Below are 22,068 nucleotides of genomic sequence, written 5' to 3' on the forward strand. Positions count from 1 at the left end.
CGGCCGGAAGGAAACCGAATATGCCTGGCGGCGATAGCGCGGCGGTCCCACCTGACCCCATGCCGAACTCAGCAGTGAAACGCCGTAGCGCCGATGGTAGTGTGGGGTCTCCCCATGTGAGAGTAGGACACTGCCAGGCTTTCAATCCAGTGGAAACCCTCAGCGTAAGCTGGGGGTTTTTGCGTTTGTACGACATGCGATACATACGACCGTCGCTTTGGTGCCATAAACGTTACGATGCTTGTCGAAATTTGCTTTTGTTGACCATATTTATTGGCGGTGGTCCGAAGGGTAAATGGTAGGAAAACCGTTCGTCAATTGCAAAAATATACAAAGTTGTCATGCTATTCTCTTAATAGCGGGCTGTTTTGTATTTAGCGGTACATAGTTGTTTCCCCCTGAATAGAATTTGCCTTGAGCCAAAGTTTTTTTTCCATGCTTCTTAGGCGATAAAATTGTTCTTCTTCCTTTAGTCGTTGAAATTTTTTTTGGTTTTGTACCATATATCGAAAAATTTTTCATAAATAAGCGGTAGTGCGTTAATGAGATTTTCTATATTTCTGGTTAATGTTTTCAACATCCTGACGATGAGTATCCATAAGATCAAAGTCCGAAGCATATAAGCAAGTAAAATAATATTTCAGAAATATACTTCTTAAGTGAATGGTGATATTTAATTTTAGCTGTTCGTTATAGTTTTTTAGGAATAAATAACATTCCAAAATGGGATTACATCGATGGTTTTTTCAAATATATCTGTTCCTCTGAATTTCTTGGCTGAAAAGACTATATTACTTGGGATATAATATTTAATTGAAAGTAAAGCATCATTATGAAAAGCTATTTTTTTGAAGTAGCATTGGATATTTAAGTGTCTAAACTAAATTTCATTATTTGAGTTTTTTATCAGTTATTGGAAGTAAAACTAAAAATAGGGAGTACTGTATTTTTCTAATTTGTCAAAGAGAATATTAGAGAATTATGATTCGATAAAATTTTGTTAGAAGCGAGAGTTGAAATTTATCAAATTAAAGTTCGATGGTAAAAAATCTCCCGAAATATATTCAATATCAGGAGATTTGATTTAGAAAAGATAATTCGCTTTATCGATTCAATTACAGAATACGACTAATCAGTTTGTCTACTCGGATACGGCGTAAACGGCGGATAAGTTTACGTACTTTGACTGGGTAAAGCTGGATGCTGTCCAATTCCTGATAATTGCTGACAACCGTAGTATAAGTACGGATACAGTTTAGCTCTTCTGTACGTTGCTCCTGCATTTCTTTATGAGGATCGTGGATAAGAATGGCATTTTCTAAATCCAGTCCCCAGGCACGAGGATTAAGGTTATTTCCTGTAATTAATTGCCATTGATTGTCCACCCACACGCCTTTTAGGTGGTAGCTATTATCACCATCTTTCCATAACCTGATCGTCAGTTGATTGTTGTCAACATAACGCTGTAGTCTACTGATGAAACGGCGTAGATTAATTTCATATAAATAGGGTAATGCACCGATAATTTTAAATGGTTCTTCCGGTGGAATATAAAAATCATTAGCAGTTTTATCACCAACAATAATTTCTACATGTTTACCTTTACGGAGCAAATGAACAATCCGCCGGACAATGATGGCTGGAAGATTAAAATACGGAGTACAAATAATCAATTTCTGTTCTGTGCTAGCGATCAGATGACTAATGGTTTTATTTAGTAGATTTTTCTTTCCCAAACCGGCAAGTGGAGTGACGGATAATTCATCATTCGTTGCCTGATTATTTATTTTATAGGTAGTGTGCCGCAGAGAAAAACGTAATTGACGGATCAAATTTTTAATTTCAGGAATCCGAGGACGGTTCTTACAATCCAGTTTCTGTACGGCTCCTGTAGCGATAATGTGATTATCAACAAAGTGTTTCATTGCTTCTGCAAGTTTTGCGTTGTGAAGCAAATGGTAGCGATCATAACGATATTTATCATGTTGGTGGAGATAAACATCATTAATGCTTGCTCCACTATAAACTACCGTGTCGTCAAAGATAAAACCTTTTAAATGTAAAACACCCAGTGCTTCGCGGGTATTTACAGGCACACCTAATACTGGAATTTTTACATCGGAATAAGCTTCTGCCATAGCACAATACCAATCGGCATTCGTTGCCATTGCAGCGGCGCCAATTCGTCCACGTTGTGCCCGATGCCAGTCAACGAGCACTTTAATGTCCAAGCCCGGACGTTGTTGTTTAGCTGCATAAAGTGCATTCAGAATATCTCTCCCTGCATCATCATTTTCCAGATAGAGGGAGATGATATAAATATGTTTTTCAGCGTTAGCAATTTTTTCCAGCAGGGTGCTGCGGAACACTTCAGGTTGATAAAGTGTTTTAACATCAGCAACTGACTGAGGTAGCTTAGGCAGTTGTGCAAGGTGTTGTTGATGTTTAGCTTGTTTGAATTTAGACAACATCACAGTGCGCTTTTTCTCTTATGTTGGATGGCTAAAAGACTACTATACCTGTCATCTTTCAAGTTGCCTCTTTGTTGGCTGCACTCACTCGCCCCAGTCACATAGTTGGCTATGCTCCCGGGGATTCGCTCCCTTGCCGTCGCGATGCATCTTGAAATCCATAGGGTATATGTAAAGCAATGAATCAAATGATCTGGCGATAATACCATTAGTTTGACTAATTGTGAGCATGATTTAACGCTCTAATGTCTAATGATTCAAGTCTGTGCGATTCATCACGAAGTTGATTTAAAGTTCGAGAGATAAGTTTACAATGCTATCCTCAAATTGAACATCTATGGTAAACCCCAGTTTTTTAGCCAGTTTTATCATTGTACGGTTTTCTGGCATGGTAATAGCATTAAGGCGGTTTATGCCATGCTCTCGGGTATAGTTAATCAGTTTTATCATAAGCTGATATCCAAGAGTAATCCCTTTTAAGTCAGAACGCACTAGCACAGCGAATTCTGCTTCGACATTATCAGGATCAGCTATGGCACGAGTCACTCCGATAATTTCCGGAGTCGTTTTAGGATGTCGTACCGCAACAAATGCCATTTCGCGGTCATAATCAATCTGAGTCATATTTGCCAGATCGTCGTGTGTAAATTCGCTGATTTCACTAAAGTAGCGGTAATAGAGATCTTCTTTAGTGACCTGGCCGATAAAATCTTTCAGCAACGGTTCGTCTTCGGGCAGAATCGGACGTAGCAGGCATTCTGCATCCCCTCTGAGTTTTATCGTTTCTTCTAGTTCGCTTGGATATGGACGGATAGCTAATCTGGTTCGTGGATCACCTTCTATGGCAGATAATTCCATTGAAACATCTAATAATGTGAATTCATCGCCAGAAGCCAATAACGGATGAATATCTAGTCGTAAAATTTGCGGGCAATCAAGTAGCAGATTAGATACCTGAACTAACAGTCGGCTGAGTGCCAGTATGTCCAATGATTGGGGAGCTCCTCTGAGCTTAATTTTTCTGCTTTTAATCGCCTGAATAACCAGATAGCGCGCTAATGCCATATTAAGAGGCGGTAGCGCGACAGCTACTTGTGTCTCTTGTGACCACTCGATCCCCCCTTCACCTAACATAATCAGTGGGCCAAATACCTCATCTTGTTCTACTGCAATACGTAGCTCTTGTGCGCCCGCACGGTTTGCCATACTCTGAACTAACAGCCCTTGAATTCTTGCATGTGGGAAATTCTGATTGACACGTTCGATAATCGCTTGAGCAGAAGCCTTGACCTCATTTGCATTTCGCAAATAGAGCATAACCCCCTGAACTTCTGATTTATGCGGAATATCTGGCGAGCGTAATTTCAGAGCGACAGGATAACCGATCTGTTGGGCAATATTGACTGCTTCATCACTGTTATGAGCAATCCATGTTGGCAATGTATTGAGGCCATAGGCTGCCAGAATAGGTTGAACTTCATGGGTATCTAGACGAAAGTTTTCTTGTTTCAGCGCCTGTTGTATACACTGATGGGCACGTGCAGTATTAGCGGTGATGTTTACTGGTAGAGCGGGCGTTTCTGTTAATTGTTTTTGATTGCGGCGATATTCCACCATGTGCATGAAAGCAGTAATTGCACCTTCAGGAGTGCGATAAGTTGGAATACCTGCTTCACTGAATAGGCGCCGGGCTTCTTGAGTAGAGTATTCGCCGCACCAATTGGTAAAAATAGTGAGCCATTTTCCCCTTGGGTGTTTACGGATTGTTTCAATGACTTTGGTGGCGGTTTGAATACCAGGCGCAATTGCGCTAGGAGAATGGATGAGTAACAGAGCATCATGGTCGTGGCTGTCTAGTAACGGTTTTAACGCAGCGATATAACGTTCCACCGTGGAGTCATCTCTTAAATCCAGCGGATTATGTGGGGAGATAGTTTCCGGTAATTGTGTTTTTAATGCCTTCGTTGTTTCTTCACCTAATATTGCCAGCTTACCGTTACGGCGGAATAATTCATCCAGCGCCATTGCGGTTGGAGCGGCGCCATTGCTGATGATAAATAGTCGTTCACCCCGTAAAGGTGACATATAGCTTAGGGTTTCTACAGCAGAAAACATTTCATGCGTGTCTTGCACGCGTAATAACCCTGCTCGCTGAATTGCTGCATCATAAGCTGCATCCAGATTTTGTTGTTCACCAAGTAATTTTTGTGCTCGCTTGGTGCGACCGCTTTTGACCACCAAAATAGGTTTATTGCGGGAAGCACTTCTGGATGCTGAAAGAAAGCGACGGGCGTCATGGATATGCTCTAAATAGAGCAGGATGGCGCTGGTTTTACTGTCGCGAGCTAGAAAATCGAGCAGATGATCAATATCGATATCTACACTATCGCCTAACGCGATAAAGTAGGAAAATCCGACTCCCCGATGTTGCGCCCAGTCAAGAATCGTATTTGAGACTGCCGCGGATTGAGAAATAAAGGCTAATTTCCCTTTGAGTATTGGAATCGGAGAAAAGCTGGCATTTAGCCCTTGCCAGGGAGCTAATAGTCCCAAACTGTTTGGCCCAAGTAGCCGGATGCTATAGCGCTGGCAACACTGTCTTAGTTCAGTAAATTGGGGCTTTGGTGAAGAAAGAATAATCACTGTTTTGCAACCCAATTGCCCCAGTTGTTCCAGACATGGCAAATTACGGTGGTGGTGAGTACAGATAATAGCTAAATCTGGCGTGATTGGTAATTTATCTATTGAAGGATAAGCTAATACGCCTTGAACAGAACGGCTATTGGGAGTTACCGGTAGTATTGGCCCGGCAAAGCCTCCTGCAAGCAGATTGCGCATCATAACTGAACCCGCTCGTTCTGGTTTTTCTGAGGCACCAATTACAGCAATGGATTTAGGGCGTAATAAAGCTTCAAGTCCGCGCTGGCTCATCAGGAGGCTCCTTATTTGTGGTTAATTGATAACTGTAGCTGATTTCGCAACTTATTGCTGTGACTTGCGTTATTGGATGCAGTTGCTGGGAAGCAATTAAATTGTCAGCTTGTTCCAAAAGGGTATCAGGCTGTAGCTTGAATATCTTCGGTGGGTGTCTGTTTCAATAGGCAGCCTGACTGTGCTCTCCATAGCAAGTACGGCATGTCTCGCCGAAGGCAGGAAAATTAAGGGCGCATTTAGTGGATTGATTATGGCTGTCAGAGGTAGCTTAAGATGCGCACATCAGGTAATCTTCGCGCCGTAAAGCAGTTGGAGAAACGAATGAACGATTCATATAGTGGTAAAAATGGCAAAGTCAAAGTGATGTATGTCCGCAGTGAGGGCGATAATGACAGCCGCAGTAATAACAAACGTCCGTCTGGCAACGGGCGCGATCAAAGTCAGCGTCGTCGGGACAATGAGCGCACCTCCCGTTCTCCGCGTGCCAATGAGCGTGAAAGATCGCCTTGGAAAACAGTGTCACGCCCTGAGAGTGATTCTTTAACGCCAGTGCATGGTGGTATCAGTGGGAAAAGCCAGATTGATCCTGAACAGCTCCGTCGTCAGCGCATGGAAGAAACCCGGATTTACGGTGAAAATGCTTGTCAGGCGATGTTTAAAAACCGTTCTGAAGCGATAGTTCGTGCCTGGTTCGTTGAGTCAGTGACACCGCGTTTCCGCAATGCGCTGAAATGGATGGCAGCTAATCGTAAAGCCTATCATGTTGTGGATGAAGCTGAACTGGCGAAAGTATCGGGTACTGAACATCATGGTGGTGTTTGTTTTCTGATTAAGAAACGCAACGGTTTGGATGCAGAAACCTATCTGAAAGATGCTCCAGCAAAAGATTGTGTTTTGGCTCTTGAAGATGTGGGTAATCCTCACAACCTTGGCGCTATTATGCGAAGCTGTGCGCATTTCGGTGTGCAAGGGGTGATTTTGCAGGATGTGGCTTTACTGGAATCGGGGGCGGCTATCCGTACAGCAGAAGGTGGCGCTGAGCATATTAAAGGTATTGATGCTGATAGCTTGCTCACCACACTGAATAAATTTCGTCAAGCGGGTTACACCATTGTAACGACCTCCAGCCATAAAGGTAGTACCGATTTAGCTAAAGCTGAATTACCGGAAAAAATGGTTCTGGTTCTTGGGCAGGAACGTGATGGCTTGAGTGACAGTGCTTGGAAACATGGTGATATGAGTTTGTTCGTTGGTGGCACAGGTTTAGTTGAAAGTCTGAACGTTTCTGTTGCAACGGGCATTATGCTAGCTGAATGGTGGCGACAGAACAAAGCTTGATAGGAAAAGCGGGGAGTGTAATATTCCCCGCTTTGCTATTTAAGATTCAGTGGGCTCCGCCAATATTCTCTTTACTTCCTTGTGTGAATGGTGGTTTTGCGAACCAGACGAGTAAGATTAATATCAGGAATACGCAAGCGGAGAGCCAGAAAATTTCATTCGCTGAAATTATTAGCCCTTGATGGGTAATCTCTTTTGCCAGATAAGCGGGAATTTGTTGGTTATTCATTCCCGATTCCGATAATTGTTGATAAATCTGTTGCGTGTTGGGGTTATAAGGGTTGATGTGTTCGGTAAAATGGGAATGATGCATTGATTCGCGTTGGGTCCACATGGTTGTGGTTAGTGATGTTCCTATTGAGCCTGCCAATGTTCGGATAAAATTCGATAGACTGGATGCAGATGCCACTCGCTCTGATGACAAACCGGAAAGAGTAATGGTTGTGAGTGGCATGAAGAAACAGGCAATAGCAAACCCCTGGATAAACTGAGGCCATGCGACTGCGGCAAAATCCATGCCTGGTTCGAATGTATATGCACGCCAGTAATAGCAGATGGCATAAACAACAAAGCTGAATGTCACTATGTAGCGCATATCTGCTTTATTGCCGAATTTACCAATCAGTGGCGAAATGATGAGTGGCAACAATCCTACCGGTGCTGATGCAAGACCTGACCAGGTTGCCGTATAACCGAACACTTCCTGTAATAATTGAGGTAATAACACAATTGTGCCGAAATAGAGCATATAAGCTAAGCTCAAACAGAAGCAACCAATGGTAAAATTACGTTCTTTAAACAGTGATAGGTCAATAATCGGGTTATCGTCAGTCAGTTCCCATACCACTAGAAATGTTAATGAGATGATTGCGATAACCGTCAAGATGATAATTTCTGTAGAATTAAACCAGTCTAGCTCTTTACCCTGATCTAGCATGATTTGTAAACAGGCAACGCCGACAACCAGTAACATCAGTCCTATTGTGTCTATCGGTCTGATCTCTGTTTGAGTTTCACGCCCTTTCAGCGTTTGCATAGCAATCAGAATAATCGCTATACCAACAGGAACGTTGATAAAGAAAATCCATCCCCAATGGTAGTTATCACTGATGTAGCCACCCAGAATAGGGCCAAAAATCGGCGCGACAATAATCGTAATTGACCATAGCGCCAATGCCATATTTCCTTTGGCTGGTGGATAATTGTTTAGGAGTAGACTTTGTGAAAGGGGGATAAGAGGACCTGCAACTAATCCTTGAATAACCCGAAAAAAGATTAGCATGTTAAGACTGTTGGAAATACCACATAGCCAAGACGCGATGGAGAATAGAGCGGTTGACCAAATGAATAATTTAACTTCGCCGATGCGTTTTGCCAGCCATCCCGTAATCGGGATGGATATCGCATTGGCAACGCCGAAAGAGGTAATTACCCAAACCCCTTGAGAATTTGATGATCCCAGATTACCTGAAATAGTAGGTATCGCTACGTTAGCAATGGTGGAATCTAACACTTGCATGAACGTAGCTAAGGATAACGCAATAGTCATCCATGCAAGTTTGGCACCTGTAAGCGGCTGTTTTGTCACCTTGGCCTCCGGTATTATTTTCCAGCATTACTATTAATAATGTCATTAACTATATTATTGGCAGGAGACATATCTATTGCCAGAGCCGTGGTGTGATAAGCCGATTTAGTGCGTGTTCTATCAGACAGAACGGGGCCATCAGGATTTGTAGTATCTACTCTGACTTTAGTCGAGAGGCCGATGCGTAGTGGGTATTTTTCTAGCTGCCCTGGATCAAGTTCAACGCGGACGGGTAAACGTTGTACAACCTTAATCCAATTGCCACTGGCGTTCTGGGCGGGTAACAAAGAGAAGGCGCTGCCGGTTCCCATATCAAGGCCGGTAATTTTGCCGCTAAATATTTTGCTTCCACCATAGAAATCGCTGGTGATTTCCACAGGTTGACCAATACGCATACCAGAAATTTGCGTCTCTTTGAAGTTAGCTTCGATCCACATGTCGTTTGCCGAAACTATCGCCATCAGAGGGGTATTTTTATTAATTTGAGCACCAACTTGTACACTACGGCGTGAGACATAGCCATCAATTGGGCTGACTATTTTCGTGCGTTGTAATGCCAGCCAGGCATTACGGACTTCCGTTGCGGCTTGTTCAACGGCCGGTTGCTTCTCTAGAGGCGTATTCAGAACAATTGCTTGATTAGCGTTATATTGTTCGATAGCCATATCCAGCGCAGCTCGGGCACTGGCGACAGCTTCCTGTGCATGTTGCAACTCTTCTTTGCCAATGACTTTTTGAGTGCTAAGGATTTCTCGGCGGCTAAGATCATTTCGAACTTTGGTTAATTCAGATCTGCGTAGAGCGATGTTAGCCTGATATTGTTTACTGTTGACTATTTGTTGATGAGTTTGACGAACACTGTTGGCTAGTGCTGTTTTGGCTTTTTCTAATGCTAATTCTGCATCACGGGGATCGAGTTGTACCAGTACACTACCGCTTTTCACAAAGTCAGTATTATCAAAGTTAACTATGATTACGCTGCCAGCAACTTGCGACATGATCTGAACTTGATTACCTGTAACGTAGGCGTTATCTGTTTCTTGGTGGTGGCGTAAAATGAGAAACCAATAGAAAAAGTAGGCAATACCGAGTAGGGTGAAGACAAGGGTTAGTAGCATTAAGGCGCGACTGCGTTGCCTTTTTTTGCTACTGTTTGGATCTTGTGCCGCTTGTACTTCTATTTCCTCATTTGCGCTCATAGTAAATCCCCATGCTTGTTATTTATCTTCTAGTAATACTATTTTTTTCAGATCACCTTCCAGTAGTGGTATACCGTCACTACTGGAAAGGTGAATGACACAGGATCCAATGTTATCGAAGAATAATAGTTAGCTTTTTGCAGAAAATATCATCTTAGCTAACAGGAAAATTTTTTCGAACAATTTAACCAGGAAAGTGTTTTTTGGATAAAAATTGATCGATTAAACAACAAGCTATTTTTTGATACAATCGCCCATTGTATCAAGTCTGACCAGTAATTTTCTCATTAACTTTTCTAACTGTTTTTGTTCCTCCTGGTCAAGGCATGACCAAAGTCTTCTCAGGCAATCGTGTTGAGGTGGAAGCAAACTATTTAAAAATTTTGTACCTTGTTCTGTCAGATGAAGATGAAGGCAACGGCGGTCGTTATGACTTTCCTTTCTTTCAATCCACTCCTGCTTTTCTAATTCATCAGCAATACGAGTGGCGTTAGTACGGGAAGAACCCAATGCGGCACTTAATTCTGATGGCTGAATGCTATGGCTTTCCTTAGTATCAAGGATCATCAGGGCCATGAACAAGGTTTCATTGATTCCTTGAGCTTTCAGCATATTATTACGGTTTTCAAGCAATTTACTTTGGACGTGCATTGATAACCTAGTCAACAGGATCTCTTGATAAGGGATATCTTTATTTAATTTGGCTTGCTGTGCTGCACGAATATTCAGTAATTCTTCGGTAGGCGTAAACGAACTTTCCATTATTTAGATACCTTATTAGTTTCAACTGGTAAGATAACTTTTGTTATCAAACATCCAAATGGTATATTAAAAGATAAATTTAGCAATTGTAGTTATTTGTTATCATCATATTTCTTTTGATATTGATACCTAATTCATAAATATTTTGAATGTTAGTCCAAAAAGCAGTGCGCCAAATAACGTTGCGAGTATAATTTTCCTTGTTTTGTAAAAGATTAAGCAGATGGTCAGACAACCTATGAGGGTAGGAAATAGCTTTTGACTCTCTCTCATCACATCAGGTACACCCGATACGATGAGTAAAGAACAAATGGATGCAATACCAATACTGTCAAGAATAATGCTTGTTTTTCCACCTTTCCTGCCGGCAGATTGGCGTGCTTTCCCAAATCGCAGTGGCAGATAGCGAAATGAAAAGTTAGCCAGCCCAACAAATAGCCCAATGAGCAAAATCTTGCTGTCAATCATGGTGTTTCCTTTTGTTCAGAAGAGTCATTGCAACTATTTTGCGGTTGTAACAGTGCTGCGATACAGCCACCGACAATACCTGCCAGAATAGCAACTGGAATTGAGAAAAATGTAATCCCCAACAGTGCACCGGTTAGCGCGGTTGCAACACAATAACTATTTTGCTTTCTGCAAGAAGCAAGAAGAAAACTGAGAAACAGTGCTGGCAACATGAAAATCATGGCAGCTTCTACGGCAGGATAGGATGCCAAATAACCGTTGCCAAGAAATGCCCCGGCTGCGGTACCTGCGACCCAAGCCAGCCAGGAGCAGATCGCAATCGCAACCATCCAGTTTTCACTCCAGCTCCGTTGGTTCTTAATGAGTTTTGCGGTAGCGGCGGCAAAAACTTCATCTGTCAGACCGAAAGCCCAAATAACGGTTTTTTTCTCCGTTAACTTATCTTTGATACGATGCCTCAAAGATGGGCCATAAAGAATATGGCGAACATCCATTGCCATGATTGTTAGAGCAGAGATCCATAGTGATGTGCCCGCGCTTAATAAAGCTGTGATGACAAATTGACTTGCACCGGCGTAGATGATGCATGAAAAGAAAATGGCTTCTATTGGGTTGAAGCCAAGTTTTACGGCATTAAGACCAAAAGCAAAGGCTACGGGAATGTAACCGATGACAATAGGTAAACTGTCTATTATTCCTTCAGTAAAAGAAGATTTTTTACTGGTTAAGGGGGATGATGTATCAGAAACAGGCATAAAGTCCATCTGGTTATATAAATGTTATGTAACATTAACAAAAGGAAATCAAATAGAAAATATCATCCTTAATAAATGTTTCATAAATGTTTTTATTTAAGCATTTTTTATCATAGCCTGTTTTTTTACAACGTCTTTGGTTCGTACTTTTTGCCCAAAAACCATACGATTAGGCTGATTATACAGATAGCCATGCCAGCGGCAGCAACGCCATACCAACCTGAGTGTTTGTAAGCATAGCCTGAAACCAGAGAGCCAAAGGCTCCGCCGATAAAATAGATGGTCATGTAAGCGGCAGTGAGTCGGTTTCTGGCTTCTGGCATAATGCGGTATATCGTGCTTTGATTCGTAACGTGAACACCTTGAATTGCAATATCAAGGAGAAAAATACCAATCAGAAAGCCAATTAATGATTCTTTGGCTAAGCCAATCGGTATCCAGGAAAGAAGTAATAGCACCAGAGAAATGGTAGTGGTTAGAGGACCTTTCCCTTTATCAACGAGTTGCCCGGCTTTGGTTGCCATCAGCGCTCCGGCTGCGCCGACTAACCCAAATAAGCCGATTACGCCTTCGGAATAGTTAAAAGGAGGCGCTGAGAGCAGGAATGCCATTGATGTCCATAGCAGGCTGAAATTGGCAAATGTCAGTGCTCCCAGTATAGAGCGCACTCTTAGAAGAGGGGTTGTAGTAACGAGTTTCGCAATAGAGCGAAGTAATTGGAAATAATTGAGATCAGTTACTTGTTTATAACGGGGCAGGTAGCGCCATAATATTAAAGAAAGGATCGCCAATAAGACGCTGGCAACCCAAAAAACAGTTCGCCAGCCGCCAAGAGTCGCCATTGTTCCTGATATGGTTCTTGCCAGTAATATTCCAAGCAGCAAACCGCTCATAATCGTACCGACAGCTTTTCCACGCTGGTGAGGGAGGGCAAGTGTTGCGGCCAGAGGAACCAGTACTTGGGCGACGACCGAAAATAAGCCTGTCAGTGCCGTTCCTAATAGCATTTGCCAGATGTTCTGCGATGTAGCGGTAATCAATAATCCAACGGCGGCTAATATTGTCATTGAGACAATCAGGCCACGTCGCTCAAACATATCACCTAACGGCACAAGGAATATCAGGCCGACGGCATAGCTCAATTGAGCTGTAGTCACAATAAATCCCGCTTCATTGGCGGTCAGATTAAATTGTAACGCGATAGTATCGAGCAGCGGTTGTGCATAGTAGTTGCTGGCGACAGCTAGACCTGTGGCAATTGCTATCAGGGCAATCAAAGCTGGACTTAATGACGTGCGAGAAATATTTTCTTCCATAAAAGTTTTTTCTTATGTTTAAACGGCAGGTTGAGGATGAGTAAATAACTTGTTATAAATCTGTAGTCACTAGCTGAATTTTTTGCATTGTAATGAATTTTTATTGTCAAATTCAATGGTGGAACCGAGAGAATGGAAATGTGAAATAGACATTAATCCTAATTATTTGTTATAATTAGGATGAAAACACTATAGAATTATTAAAATATGAATTCTAATAAGAATTTTACGTAAGAAAAAATAGCAGTAAAAAACAGTGAATTGTTTTATATCAATTCACTGTTGCTTTAAATATTAATTTTTTCCGGCGGCTTCAATGGCAGTTTGAACCCAACCATCAAACAATTTTTGATGAGCCTTAATCCAACCATTGGCGTGACGTTCAATCTCCGCTTGTGATGCTTCACCATTATGCATCCGTAGGTTTTGGGCATTAATATCAGCGAGAGGCATTTTCATGATAGAAAATAGTTTGGCTGCGGACGGGTTGACTTCTGCCCACTTTTTATTGGCGGCAATGTGCATAATACTTGGTGGGAAACCATAGTTAGCACCATTTGGCAGTTTCGTATCTATTTTTTCATCATTCGGCATAGCGGAGAAAGGAACTTGCAGCCAGACAACATCTTTACCCGGTTTCAGTACATCACTGACCCAATAAGGTGTCCATGTGTAATATAAGATGGGTTTGCCTTCTTTATAGCGGGTAATAGTGTCTGCTATCATGGCTGCATAGTTCCCTTGATTATGCTCAACGCTATTGTTTAAACCATAAGCTTTAAGATGATGGTTAATGGCGATTTCACAGCCCCAACCGGGATTACAGCCAGTTAAATCGGCTTTGCCATTACCGTTAGTATCGAATAATTTGGCTATTTTCGGATCTTTCAATTGGGCAATATTTGTGATGTTGTATTTTTCCGCTGTTTTTTTGTCGATTAAATACCCCTGAGCGGCATTTTCTACATAGTTACCAACACGGTAGAATTTTGCATTACCACCTGCTGCCTGATATTGGGTGTTGTGCAATGGTTCCCAACTTACGGTCATAAACGTTGCGTCACCGGAAGCGATAGAAGAATAGGCGACGTTGTAGTCTACTTCTTTGATAGGTTTGACATCATAGCCAAGCTTTTCCAATGCCTTATTGACGATCAGCGTCTGGAATGTTTCTTCGCTAAGGGTGCTTTGTACGGGTTGTACGCTGATACCTTTACCTGGTAATTCGACAGCGAATAATTGAGAGCTTATCAGTGATGATAGAGATATCGCCCAGATAACTATTTTGCGCATGGTTTTTCCTCCTGTTGCAGTCATCATGTGTTTACCAAACTCCTGCGGTTTGATAGGTGTCTTTGAAGGTTATGCTTTTTGGCTGAATAAACGGGTAATTAATCCAATGGGTCCGGTGGCATACCAACGATTTACTCCTTTAGTTCGGTTATCGCGGCCAAGAGACTGTGTTAGGCGGTCAAGGAGAATCGCCAGAATAACAATCCCGACGCCACCTACTGCGGCAAGTCCCATATCAAGACGGCCAATGCCTCGCAAAACCATCTGGCCTAAACCACCAACTGCAATCATTGATGCAATAACAACCATTGATAGGGCCAGCATCAGGGTTTGGTTGACACCGGCCATAATGGTTGGCATAGCCAGTGGTAACTGAACTTTAAACAGCATCTGACGAGGGCTGGCGCCAAAAGATTCGGCTGCTTCTATCAGATCTGTCGGAACTTGCTTGATGCCTAAAATTGTCAGACGGACAATTGGGGGAAGAGCAAAGATAATGGTCACGATAACCCCAGGCACGTTACCGATGCCGAACAGCATGACAATCGGAACCAGATAGACGAATGCTGGTGTGGTTTGCATGGCATCAAGCAGTGGTTGGATGATTTTTGCCGCTCTCTTACTGTGTGCCAGCCATATACCGAGAGGTAAGCCAACGATGATACAGAACAACAGCGATGTCAGAGCTAGTGATAGAGTGACCATCGCTTCAGACCATGCGCCTATTGCACCAATAATTACCAGAGAAATTAGTGCGGTAATGCCCATACCAATGCCTGATAACTGCCAGGCAATCAGAGCAAAAAAGAGGATGGCAATAGGGGCCGGTATTGAAGTCAGGCATTGTTCAAAGCCACTGAGAACAAAATCAATGGGGACGCGTATTCCCTGAAATGCGGGGCGAAAATTTAGCACAATCCAATCAATAGCATGGATTACCCATGAATCTAAGGGGATAAGTGGGTGTTGGAATGGGTCCATGATATTGAAATGTTCAGGCTGTACCGTAGTTGCAGGTGCATCAAGCCAGTCAGAACCCGTTAAATTATCAGCATTGGTCCCGTTGCTCCAGGGATCTGTATTATCGGCAGCGATGGAAGAGGTATCCTGTGTATTCTGTTCAGGCTGAGTTTGATGTTTGTTTTGGTTACTCATTTGGTGTCTCCTTATCTAATGCCTGCAACAGCATCCCTTTGGAAATAACGCCGATATATTTGTCGTTATTTCCAACAACCGGAACTGCACAAGGTGATTGTGCTACAACAGCAATCAGCTCATTGAGAGGCATATCTGCGGCAACTGCGGTCGGTTCCGCTAATATGGCGTGTTCAATAGGTTTTTTTTCCTGTAATGCTTTTTCCAAGGAATTTGTGGAAACTATGCCGGCGAATTTTTGTCCATGTTCGATCAAGTAACCATAGTTTCTGTTTTCGTCATCGAGGACTTTCAATGCAGAAAGAGGACCAAAACCGGGTGCAATATGGAGCAAAGAGTCTGGACGGCGGCGGGCAATGTCTTTAGCACTAAATACATGGCTGATATCTACGCCACGAAAGAAAGTTTTCACATAGTCATTTGCTGGATTGTTCAGGATTTCGTCAGGTGTGCCGACTTGTACAACAACACCGTCTTGCATAATGGCAATCCGATCGCCGATGCGCATTGCCTCATCTAAGTCATGAGAAATAAAGACAATAGTCCGCGGTTGATCGCCTTGCAGACTGAGTAATTCATCTTGCATTTCTGTACGAATTAATGGATCAAGGGCAGAAAACGCTTCATCCATTAGCAAAATATCTGGGTTATTAGCGAGTGCTCTGGCAAGCCCGACACGTTGGCGCATGCCGCCTGAAAGCTCATCTGGATAGGATTGCGCATAATTTTCCAGGTTTACCTGTTTCAGTGCATCCAATGCTTTTTTATCGCGCTCTTGTTTGCCGATGCCAGCAAGTTCCATACCAAAGGCGCTGTTTTCCAGTACATTTAGATGTGGCATCAGTGCAAATGATTGGAAAACCATACTGATTTTGTTACGGCGAATTTCTCTTAACGCTGTTTCTGAAATTTCAGAAATATCTTCACCGTCAATCAATACTTGGCCGCGGGTCGGTTTTATCAGACGATTGAGAAGGCGTACCATTGTGGATTTGCCGGAGCCTGATAATCCCATGATGACAAATATTTCGCCTTCTTCAATGGCCAGATTGGCATTTTGTATACCAACAGTCATGCCTGTCTTTTCAAATATCTGATCTTTGTTTAAGCCTGAATTCAATAATTTGAAAGCATATTCTGGATGATCGCCAAATATCTTATAGAGGTTTTTAACTTCAAGTTTAATTGCCATGAAATAGTTACTTTCCTTTCAATGGTTATGTGATGGTGTTATGCATTATTCATCTCTGCATGATTCATTGAATATATATACCCTAACATACTGAGAGAGCCTGACAACCCTATGTTAATGATAATTAATGTAAAAAATGGTAATATTAAATGATTTAAATTAGATATATTTGTGGTGATTTCATTGTTATTAGCAATTTATTTCATATAAGTTAATGTGATTGTTGAAAGGATAATTCTATTCTATGTTGCTGTTATTAATGTATTTTTACATTTGATTGCCAAATGAATTATTCGTTATGTTGTAAATGGAATCGATTATTAGTTTATAGTGTTGATTATATCTAATTGGAATGAAATTTAATTTAAAATTAATTAGCTATATTAATGTTTTTTGTTGTTTCGGATGATAATAGGAGAAGGGGATGGCAAAAAATATCCATAGAAATGGCAACAATCATGAAAAAATGCCATAAAAATATAAAGATTTTATGGCGTTTTATCGTTTAAAAAATAGGCTCAATAATATGATCATTAAAATATTAGAGCATTATGGTTATTTTAAAGTATTCTATATAAAATCAAATTATTCTCTTTAAAAGTTCCAATCTTCATCCTCAGTATTAACTGCTTTACCGATAACATATGATGAGCCTGAACCAGAAAAGAAATCATGGTTTTCATTGGCATTTGGTGATAATGCAGAGAGGATTTCAGGGCTGACATCTGTCATTTCTGGAGGAAATAAGGCTTCATAGCCAAGATTCATTAACGCTTTATTGGCATTATAATGCAAGAATTTTTTAACATCTTCACTCCAGCCAATAATATCATAAAGTTCTTCTGTATATTTAATTTCATTTTCGTATAATTCTAATAATAATGAAAAAGTGAATTCTTTAATTTCTTTTTTCTCTAATGTTGAATATTTATTTAATGATTGTTGGAATTTATAGCCAATATAATAGCCGTGAATGGCTTCGTCTCGGATAATAAGTCGGATTAAATCGGCTGTATTTGTTAATATTCCGCGACTTGACCAATACATAGGTAAATAAAAACCTGAATAGAATAAAAATGATTCTAGAAAAACACTGGCGACTTTTTTCTTTAATGGATGATGATAATTATAATAACTTAATATAATTTTGGCTTTATTCTGTAATGAAACATTCCTTTCACTCCAGCGATAAGCATCATCCACATCAGTGGTTAGGCATAATGTTGAAAAAATAGAACTATAAGAACGTGCGTGAACGGCTTCCATAAAGCTAATATTGGACATAACCGCTTCTTCGTGAGGTGTCAGAGCATCTTCCATTAGCGCTGGAGCGCCAACGGTGTTCTGAATCGTGTCCAGTAGTGTCAATCCGGTGAATACCCGGATAGTCAGCTCTTTTTCTTCTGCCGTCAGTGTATTCCATGAAGGGATATCATTGGATAATGGAATTTTTTCCGGTAGCCAAAAATTAGTTGTCAGTCGGTTCCAAACTTCTAGATCTTTATCATCTTCAATTCGGTTCCAGTTAATTGCACATATGGGATTACTGATCATAATAAATTTCCAGAATCATTTTATAGTGAGCAGGAAACACAATCTTGTACTTCCGTGCCTTCCAGAGCCGTTTGTTTCAAGCGGATGTAATAAAGTGTTTTAATTCCTTTACGCCAGGCATAAATTTGCGCTTTATTAATATCACGGGTAGTGGCATCTTCTTTGAAGAAGAGTGTCAATGATAATCCTTGGTCGACATGTTGAGTGGCTGTAGCATAGGTATCAATTATCTTTTCCGGTCCTATTTCGTAAGCATCTTGGTAATATTCAAGATTATTATTCGTCATGAATGGCGCCGGGTAATATACCCGTCCGGTTTTACCATCTTTGCGGATCTCAATACGAGATACAATCGGGTGAATGCTTGAGGTTGAATTGTTGATATATGAAATAGAACCTGTAGGAGCAATAGCTTGGAGATTTTGATTATAAATACCGTGAACCATAATTGAGGCTTTTAATGCAAGCCAGTCTTGTTGATTTGGAATGGTTATTCCAGCTAGTTCAAACAATTGAGCGACTTTTTTTGTCTGAGGTTGCCATGCTCTTTCTGTATATTTATTGAAAAATTCACCACTGGCATAACGAGAATCTTTAAAGCCTTTAAAATAACTATTGCGTTCAATGGCGATTTGATTGGAAGTAAGCAGAGCGTGATAAGTGACGATGTAGAAATAGATATTGGTGAAATCTATTCCCTCCTCAGAACCGTAATGAATTTTTTCCCTTGCCAGATAGCCATGAAGATTCATTTGCCCCAAACCAATAGCATGAGAATCCTGATTTCCTTTTTCGATAGAGGGAACTGAACGGATATGGCTCATATCTGATACCGAGGTTAAAGCACGGACGGCCGTTTCAATAGAGAGGGCAAAATCAGGTGAATCCATAGTATGAGCAATATTCATTGATCCCAGATTACAACTAATATCTTTCCCAATATGGCGGTAACTTAAATCATCTTCATATTCGCTGGCACTGTTAACCTGTAAAATTTCGGAACATAAATTACTCATATTAATCCGACCTTTAATCGGGTTAGCATTATTCACCGTATCTTCATACATAATATAGGGATAACCAGACTCAAATTGGAGCTCAGCTAGCGTCATGAAAAACTCACGGGCATTGATTTTTGATTTCCGAATGTGTTGGTTATTCACCATTTCAGCATATTTTTCTGTCATGCTAATTTCGGACATTGGCACACCATAAACCCGTTGAATATCATAAGGCGAGAATAGATACATATCTTCATTATGTTTAGCCAGCTTAAAAGTGATATCAGGAATAACAACGCCAATAGAGAGTGTTTTTATACGGATTTTTTCGTCGGCATTTTCCCGTTTTGTATCTAGAAAACGGAGAATATCAGGGTGATGAGCATGAAGATAAACCGCACCTGCACCTTGGCGAGCACCGAGTTGGTTGGCGTATGAAAATGCATCTTCCAGCATTTTCATCACTGGGATAACACCTGATGATTGATTTTCAATCATTTTTATCGGTGCGCCTGTTTCCCGTAGGTTACTGAGTAAGCATGCGACACCACCGCCACGTTTTGAAAGCTGTAATGCTGAATTCACTGAACGTCCGATGGATTCCATATTGTCTTCAATGCGCAGCAGGAAACAGGAAACCAATTCTCCTCGCTGTTTCTTACCGCAATTAAGAAAGGTTGGCGTTGCTGGTTGAAAACGGCCACTGATCATCTCATCCACCAGACGACAAGCCAGCATCTGATCGCCTTGGGCCAGGGTCAATGCTACCATGCATAGCCGATCTTCATAGCGTTCCAGATAACGTTTATTATCGAAGGTTTTCAGGGTATAGCCGGTATAATATTTGAATGCGCCCAGAAAGGTTTGGAAGCGGAATTTTTTGTTATAGGCTTGCTGAAAGAGCTTTTTAATAAAAGCAAAATCGTATTGCTCCAGCACGTTTGTTTCGTAATATCCCTCTTGTTGGAGGAAATCCAACTTCTTTTTTAAGCTATCGAAAAATAGTGTGTTTGGATTTACATGTTGGCGAAAGTAGTCATGAATAGCCAGTTTGTCTTTATCAAATTGAATCTTTCCTTCACTATCGTACAGATTGAGCAGGGCATTTAAAGCATGATAATCCTGTTGTGCATTAATTTGAAAAGTCATAATTACCTATTCTCTAATGAATGAATCATGTTGCCAGAATCTTTGAATACCTTGGCGTACCCGTTGTACATCTTCTTCTGTACCTAACAGTTCAAAACGGTATAGGAGGGGGATTTGACATTTCTCTGAAATTATCCGTCCAGCAATGCCGTAAGCTTCGCCAAAGTTTGTATTCCCGGCCGCGATAACTCCCCGGATTAATGCTCGGTTTTTGGCGATATTTAAAAACCGGATCACTTGTGGTGGAACTGCACCTTTAACATTGCCTCCACCATAACTGGGTGTCAGTAAAATGTAAGGAGAGGTTACGTTTAATGGGCTGCCTGATTGATTTATCGGAATACGAAGGGCCGGTATCTCCAGTTTCTGAACAAATCTATGGCTATTACTGGATGAACTGGAGAAATAGATCAGCGGATTTATATTCATAATAAACCTAGAAATTCTCGGTTAATGCGTTGATTTTATCTGGACGAAATCCTGACCAATGCTGTGTGCCTGCGACAACCACAGGAACTTGCTGGTAGCCCATAGCACGGATAGTTGCTAAAGCCTGCGAGTTTTCGGTTAAGTCGATAATCTGATAAGGAATATTTCTTCGGTTGAGCGCCTGATAGGTTGCGCTGCATTGTACGCAGTCCGGTTTGCTATAAATGGTAATGCTCATTAACGACTCCTTTGTCAGTTTGTGGGCATGCAATGGCAAAATTTGGTTCATGAGTAATAATTTTACTAAAGGCTAGAACTTGAACTATACTATATGTAGTTAAATTTTATTTCAACCGTACTATATATAGTGTTAATTTTGCATCGAGTGACTATCATTAAAATTACAATGTGGGTTATTCTCTGTTTGTTGGCAGGTTTTTCGCCTTTAGACAAGTTTAAGTTTTCTAGTCGGTGGTAAGGGAGCAACTGAATTCATCATTGCAATTTGTCGAAAAGACGATTTACTCTAATCCCTATAATGATTGATATTTTTTTCAATGGAGGTGGTTATGTATCATCACTATTTTGATACACCCAAAGGATTTCCTAAACCGTATATTCATATCACTGCGGATGATAAGGGGGTGACTAGTTTATATTTTGTTGATGAAAAAACAGCGCCCGAAGTAAAAAATGATATTACTAAGCAGTGCGTGAAAGAGTTACGAGGATATTTTGCGGGTAAGCGAACTGAGTTTTCTGTTCCACTCAACCCGGCAGGAACTGAATTCCAGCAGCGTGTATGGTTACAGTTATGTAAGATCCCATTTGGAGAAGTATGGAGTTATAAGCAACTTTCATTAGCATTAGGTTCTGTTAATTATTGTCGCGCGGTAGGAATGGCTAATTCCCGGAATCCAATCTCATTAATTGTGCCTTGTCATCGTGTTATTGGACATGATGGTAAATTGGTGGGATATACCGGAGGTTTGAATATTAAAAGCTGGCTATTGGAGCATGAAAAAACCTAGTCATTTGTTTATTAGATAAATTGTGTGATAAAAGACCAGGGAGGGTTATAGATATTTATATATGTATATTATTTAGTGATAAAACTAAATTAAAGATAACATCTATCGTATTTTATTATGCTTTTCGTGATCTTGGTTGTAGACAATGAACCAACTTATTTGCTGTACTGTATGCGACACAGATTTTGTGTCTTAATTTTCACGTTAAAGGTAAGTTTGATGTCAAAAATTAAAGGTAACGTTAAGTGGTTTAATGAATCTAAAGGATTCGGGTTTATCACTCCAGAAGATGGTAGCAAAGACGTATTTGTGCATTTCTCTGCTATTCAGAGTAACGGATTTAAGACTTTGGCAGAAGGTCAAAAAGTAGAGTTTGAAATCACTGACGGCGCTAAAGGTCCATCTGCTGTAAACGTTGTCGCTATCTGATTTT

18 protein-coding genes and 1 rRNA gene are annotated in these 22,068 nt (G+C 41.0%); 4 read left to right on the forward strand and 15 right to left on the reverse strand.

The window, feature by feature from the left end:
• The first annotated feature begins 23 nt into the window (after positions 1–23).
• A 5S ribosomal RNA gene (rrf, locus tag EAE90_RS12180) occupies positions 24–139 on the forward strand.
• A gap of 976 nt (positions 140–1,115) precedes the next feature.
• Here the strand turns inward: rrf and pssA are convergent.
• Both pssA and EAE90_RS12190 read right to left on the reverse strand, forming a co-directional pair.
• Positions 1,116–2,471, reverse strand: a complete 1,356-nt coding sequence (pssA, locus tag EAE90_RS12185) for a CDP-diacylglycerol--serine O-phosphatidyltransferase (RefSeq protein ID WP_214053732.1) — start codon at positions 2,469–2,471, stop codon at positions 1,116–1,118.
• A 288-nt stretch (positions 2,472–2,759) separates the two neighbouring features.
• The gene (locus tag EAE90_RS12190; RefSeq protein WP_214053733.1) at positions 2,760–5,402 is read right to left on the reverse strand and encodes a bifunctional acetate--CoA ligase family protein/GNAT family N-acetyltransferase; all 2,643 of its coding nucleotides are present in this window, start codon (positions 5,400–5,402) and stop codon (positions 2,760–2,762) included.
• 324 nt (positions 5,403–5,726) lie between these two features.
• Here EAE90_RS12190 and EAE90_RS12195 point away from each other — a divergent pair, with 324 nt between their 5' ends.
• Complete coding sequence (locus EAE90_RS12195; protein ID WP_214053734.1) at positions 5,727–6,743, forward strand: tRNA/rRNA methyltransferase; 1,017 nt, start codon at positions 5,727–5,729, stop codon at positions 6,741–6,743.
• A 46-nt stretch (positions 6,744–6,789) separates the two neighbouring features.
• Here EAE90_RS12195 and emrB read toward each other — a convergent pair whose 3' ends face one another.
• From emrB to nrdH, 13 genes are all read right to left on the reverse strand, one after another.
• Positions 6,790–8,331 (reverse strand): multidrug efflux MFS transporter permease subunit EmrB, encoded by a 1,542-nt coding sequence (gene emrB / locus EAE90_RS12200; protein WP_214053735.1) that lies wholly within the window; start codon positions 8,329–8,331, stop codon positions 6,790–6,792.
• Between the two features lie 14 nt (positions 8,332–8,345).
• Entirely contained in the window at positions 8,346–9,530 is a 1,185-nt protein-coding gene (emrA, locus tag EAE90_RS12205) for a multidrug efflux MFS transporter periplasmic adaptor subunit EmrA (protein ID WP_214053736.1), read from the reverse strand.
• Positions 9,531–9,764: 234 nt separating this feature from the next.
• Positions 9,765–10,292 (reverse strand): transcriptional repressor MprA, encoded by a 528-nt coding sequence (mprA, locus tag EAE90_RS12210; protein WP_036776777.1) that lies wholly within the window; start codon positions 10,290–10,292, stop codon positions 9,765–9,767.
• A 129-nt stretch (positions 10,293–10,421) separates the two neighbouring features.
• Positions 10,422–10,760 (reverse strand): L-valine transporter subunit YgaH, encoded by a 339-nt coding sequence (gene ygaH / locus EAE90_RS12215; protein WP_105399032.1) that lies wholly within the window; start codon positions 10,758–10,760, stop codon positions 10,422–10,424.
• Positions 10,757–11,515, reverse strand: a complete 759-nt coding sequence (locus tag EAE90_RS12220; RefSeq protein WP_214053737.1) for an AzlC family ABC transporter permease — start codon at positions 11,513–11,515, stop codon at positions 10,757–10,759. Before EAE90_RS12220 ends, ygaH begins: the two co-directional genes overlap by 4 nt.
• A gap of 125 nt (positions 11,516–11,640) precedes the next feature.
• Positions 11,641–12,831 (reverse strand): MFS transporter, encoded by a 1,191-nt coding sequence (locus EAE90_RS12225; RefSeq protein WP_214053738.1) that lies wholly within the window; start codon positions 12,829–12,831, stop codon positions 11,641–11,643.
• A 294-nt stretch (positions 12,832–13,125) separates the two neighbouring features.
• Positions 13,126–14,124 (reverse strand): glycine betaine/L-proline ABC transporter substrate-binding protein ProX, encoded by a 999-nt coding sequence (proX, locus tag EAE90_RS12230; RefSeq protein ID WP_214053781.1) that lies wholly within the window; start codon positions 14,122–14,124, stop codon positions 13,126–13,128.
• A 69-nt stretch (positions 14,125–14,193) separates the two neighbouring features.
• Complete coding sequence (gene proW, locus EAE90_RS12235; RefSeq protein ID WP_214053739.1) at positions 14,194–15,279, reverse strand: glycine betaine/L-proline ABC transporter permease ProW; 1,086 nt, start codon at positions 15,277–15,279, stop codon at positions 14,194–14,196.
• Complete coding sequence (proV, locus tag EAE90_RS12240; protein WP_214053740.1) at positions 15,272–16,471, reverse strand: glycine betaine/L-proline ABC transporter ATP-binding protein ProV; 1,200 nt, start codon at positions 16,469–16,471, stop codon at positions 15,272–15,274. Before proV ends, proW begins: the two co-directional genes overlap by 8 nt.
• A gap of 594 nt (positions 16,472–17,065) precedes the next feature.
• Positions 17,066–18,025, reverse strand: coding sequence for a class 1b ribonucleoside-diphosphate reductase subunit beta (gene nrdF, locus EAE90_RS12245; protein ID WP_214053741.1), 960 nt, complete (start codon positions 18,023–18,025; stop codon positions 17,066–17,068).
• A gap of 20 nt (positions 18,026–18,045) precedes the next feature.
• Positions 18,046–20,175, reverse strand: a complete 2,130-nt coding sequence (nrdE, locus tag EAE90_RS12250; protein WP_214053742.1) for a class 1b ribonucleoside-diphosphate reductase subunit alpha — start codon at positions 20,173–20,175, stop codon at positions 18,046–18,048.
• Positions 20,176–20,181: 6 nt separating this feature from the next.
• Positions 20,182–20,598: a class Ib ribonucleoside-diphosphate reductase assembly flavoprotein NrdI gene (gene nrdI / locus EAE90_RS12255; RefSeq protein WP_214053782.1), complete on the reverse strand. Its 417-nt coding sequence runs from the start codon at positions 20,596–20,598 to the stop codon at positions 20,182–20,184.
• 13 nt (positions 20,599–20,611) lie between these two features.
• Positions 20,612–20,842: a glutaredoxin-like protein NrdH gene (gene nrdH / locus EAE90_RS12260; RefSeq protein WP_214053743.1), complete on the reverse strand. Its 231-nt coding sequence runs from the start codon at positions 20,840–20,842 to the stop codon at positions 20,612–20,614.
• Between the two features lie 331 nt (positions 20,843–21,173).
• Between nrdH and EAE90_RS12265 the strand changes: the two genes are divergently transcribed.
• Together EAE90_RS12265 and cspE are read left to right on the forward strand one after the other, a co-directional pair.
• On the forward strand, positions 21,174–21,635 hold the full coding sequence (locus tag EAE90_RS12265) for a methylated-DNA--[protein]-cysteine S-methyltransferase (RefSeq protein ID WP_011145612.1): 462 nt from the start codon (positions 21,174–21,176) through the stop codon (positions 21,633–21,635).
• Between the two features lie 219 nt (positions 21,636–21,854).
• Positions 21,855–22,064: a transcription antiterminator/RNA stability regulator CspE gene (gene cspE, locus EAE90_RS12270; RefSeq protein ID WP_021323071.1), complete on the forward strand. Its 210-nt coding sequence runs from the start codon at positions 21,855–21,857 to the stop codon at positions 22,062–22,064.
• The last annotated feature ends 4 nt before the right edge of the window (positions 22,065–22,068 follow it).

Origin of the sequence: Photorhabdus caribbeanensis (assembly GCF_018448885.1) — a bacterium.
Lineage (GTDB): Bacteria > Pseudomonadota > Gammaproteobacteria > Enterobacterales > Enterobacteriaceae > Photorhabdus > Photorhabdus caribbeanensis.

Bases quoted from the DNA above. Each gene is read 5' to 3' on its own strand.
- emrA (WP_214053736.1), bottom strand. From the start codon at position 9,530: ATGAGCGCAAATGAGGAAATAGAAGTACAAGCGGCACAAGATCCAAAC.
- EAE90_RS12220 (WP_214053737.1), bottom strand. From the start codon at position 11,515: ATGCCTGTTTCTGATACATCATCCCCCTTAACCAGTAAAAAATCTTCT.
- proW (WP_214053739.1), bottom strand. From the start codon at position 15,279: ATGAGTAACCAAAACAAACATCAAACTCAGCCTGAACAGAATACACAG.
- nrdF (WP_214053741.1), bottom strand. From the start codon at position 18,025: ATGATCAGTAATCCCATATGTGCAATTAACTGGAACCGAATTGAAGAT.
- proX (WP_214053781.1), bottom strand. From the start codon at position 14,124: ATGCGCAAAATAGTTATCTGGGCGATATCTCTATCATCACTGATAAGC.
- cspE (WP_021323071.1), top strand. From the start codon at position 21,855: ATGTCAAAAATTAAAGGTAACGTTAAGTGGTTTAATGAATCTAAAGGA.
- ygaH (WP_105399032.1), bottom strand. From the start codon at position 10,760: ATGATTGACAGCAAGATTTTGCTCATTGGGCTATTTGTTGGGCTGGCT.
- nrdE (WP_214053742.1), bottom strand. From the start codon at position 20,175: ATGACTTTTCAAATTAATGCACAACAGGATTATCATGCTTTAAATGCC.
- mprA (WP_036776777.1), bottom strand. From the start codon at position 10,292: ATGGAAAGTTCGTTTACGCCTACCGAAGAATTACTGAATATTCGTGCA.
- pssA (WP_214053732.1), bottom strand. From the start codon at position 2,471: ATGTTGTCTAAATTCAAACAAGCTAAACATCAACAACACCTTGCACAA.
- EAE90_RS12265 (WP_011145612.1), top strand. From the start codon at position 21,174: ATGTATCATCACTATTTTGATACACCCAAAGGATTTCCTAAACCGTAT.
- nrdH (WP_214053743.1), bottom strand. From the start codon at position 20,842: ATGAGCATTACCATTTATAGCAAACCGGACTGCGTACAATGCAGCGCA.
- EAE90_RS12195 (WP_214053734.1), top strand. From the start codon at position 5,727: ATGAACGATTCATATAGTGGTAAAAATGGCAAAGTCAAAGTGATGTAT.
- proV (WP_214053740.1), bottom strand. From the start codon at position 16,471: ATGGCAATTAAACTTGAAGTTAAAAACCTCTATAAGATATTTGGCGAT.
- EAE90_RS12190 (WP_214053733.1), bottom strand. From the start codon at position 5,402: ATGAGCCAGCGCGGACTTGAAGCTTTATTACGCCCTAAATCCATTGCT.
- EAE90_RS12225 (WP_214053738.1), bottom strand. From the start codon at position 12,831: ATGGAAGAAAATATTTCTCGCACGTCATTAAGTCCAGCTTTGATTGCC.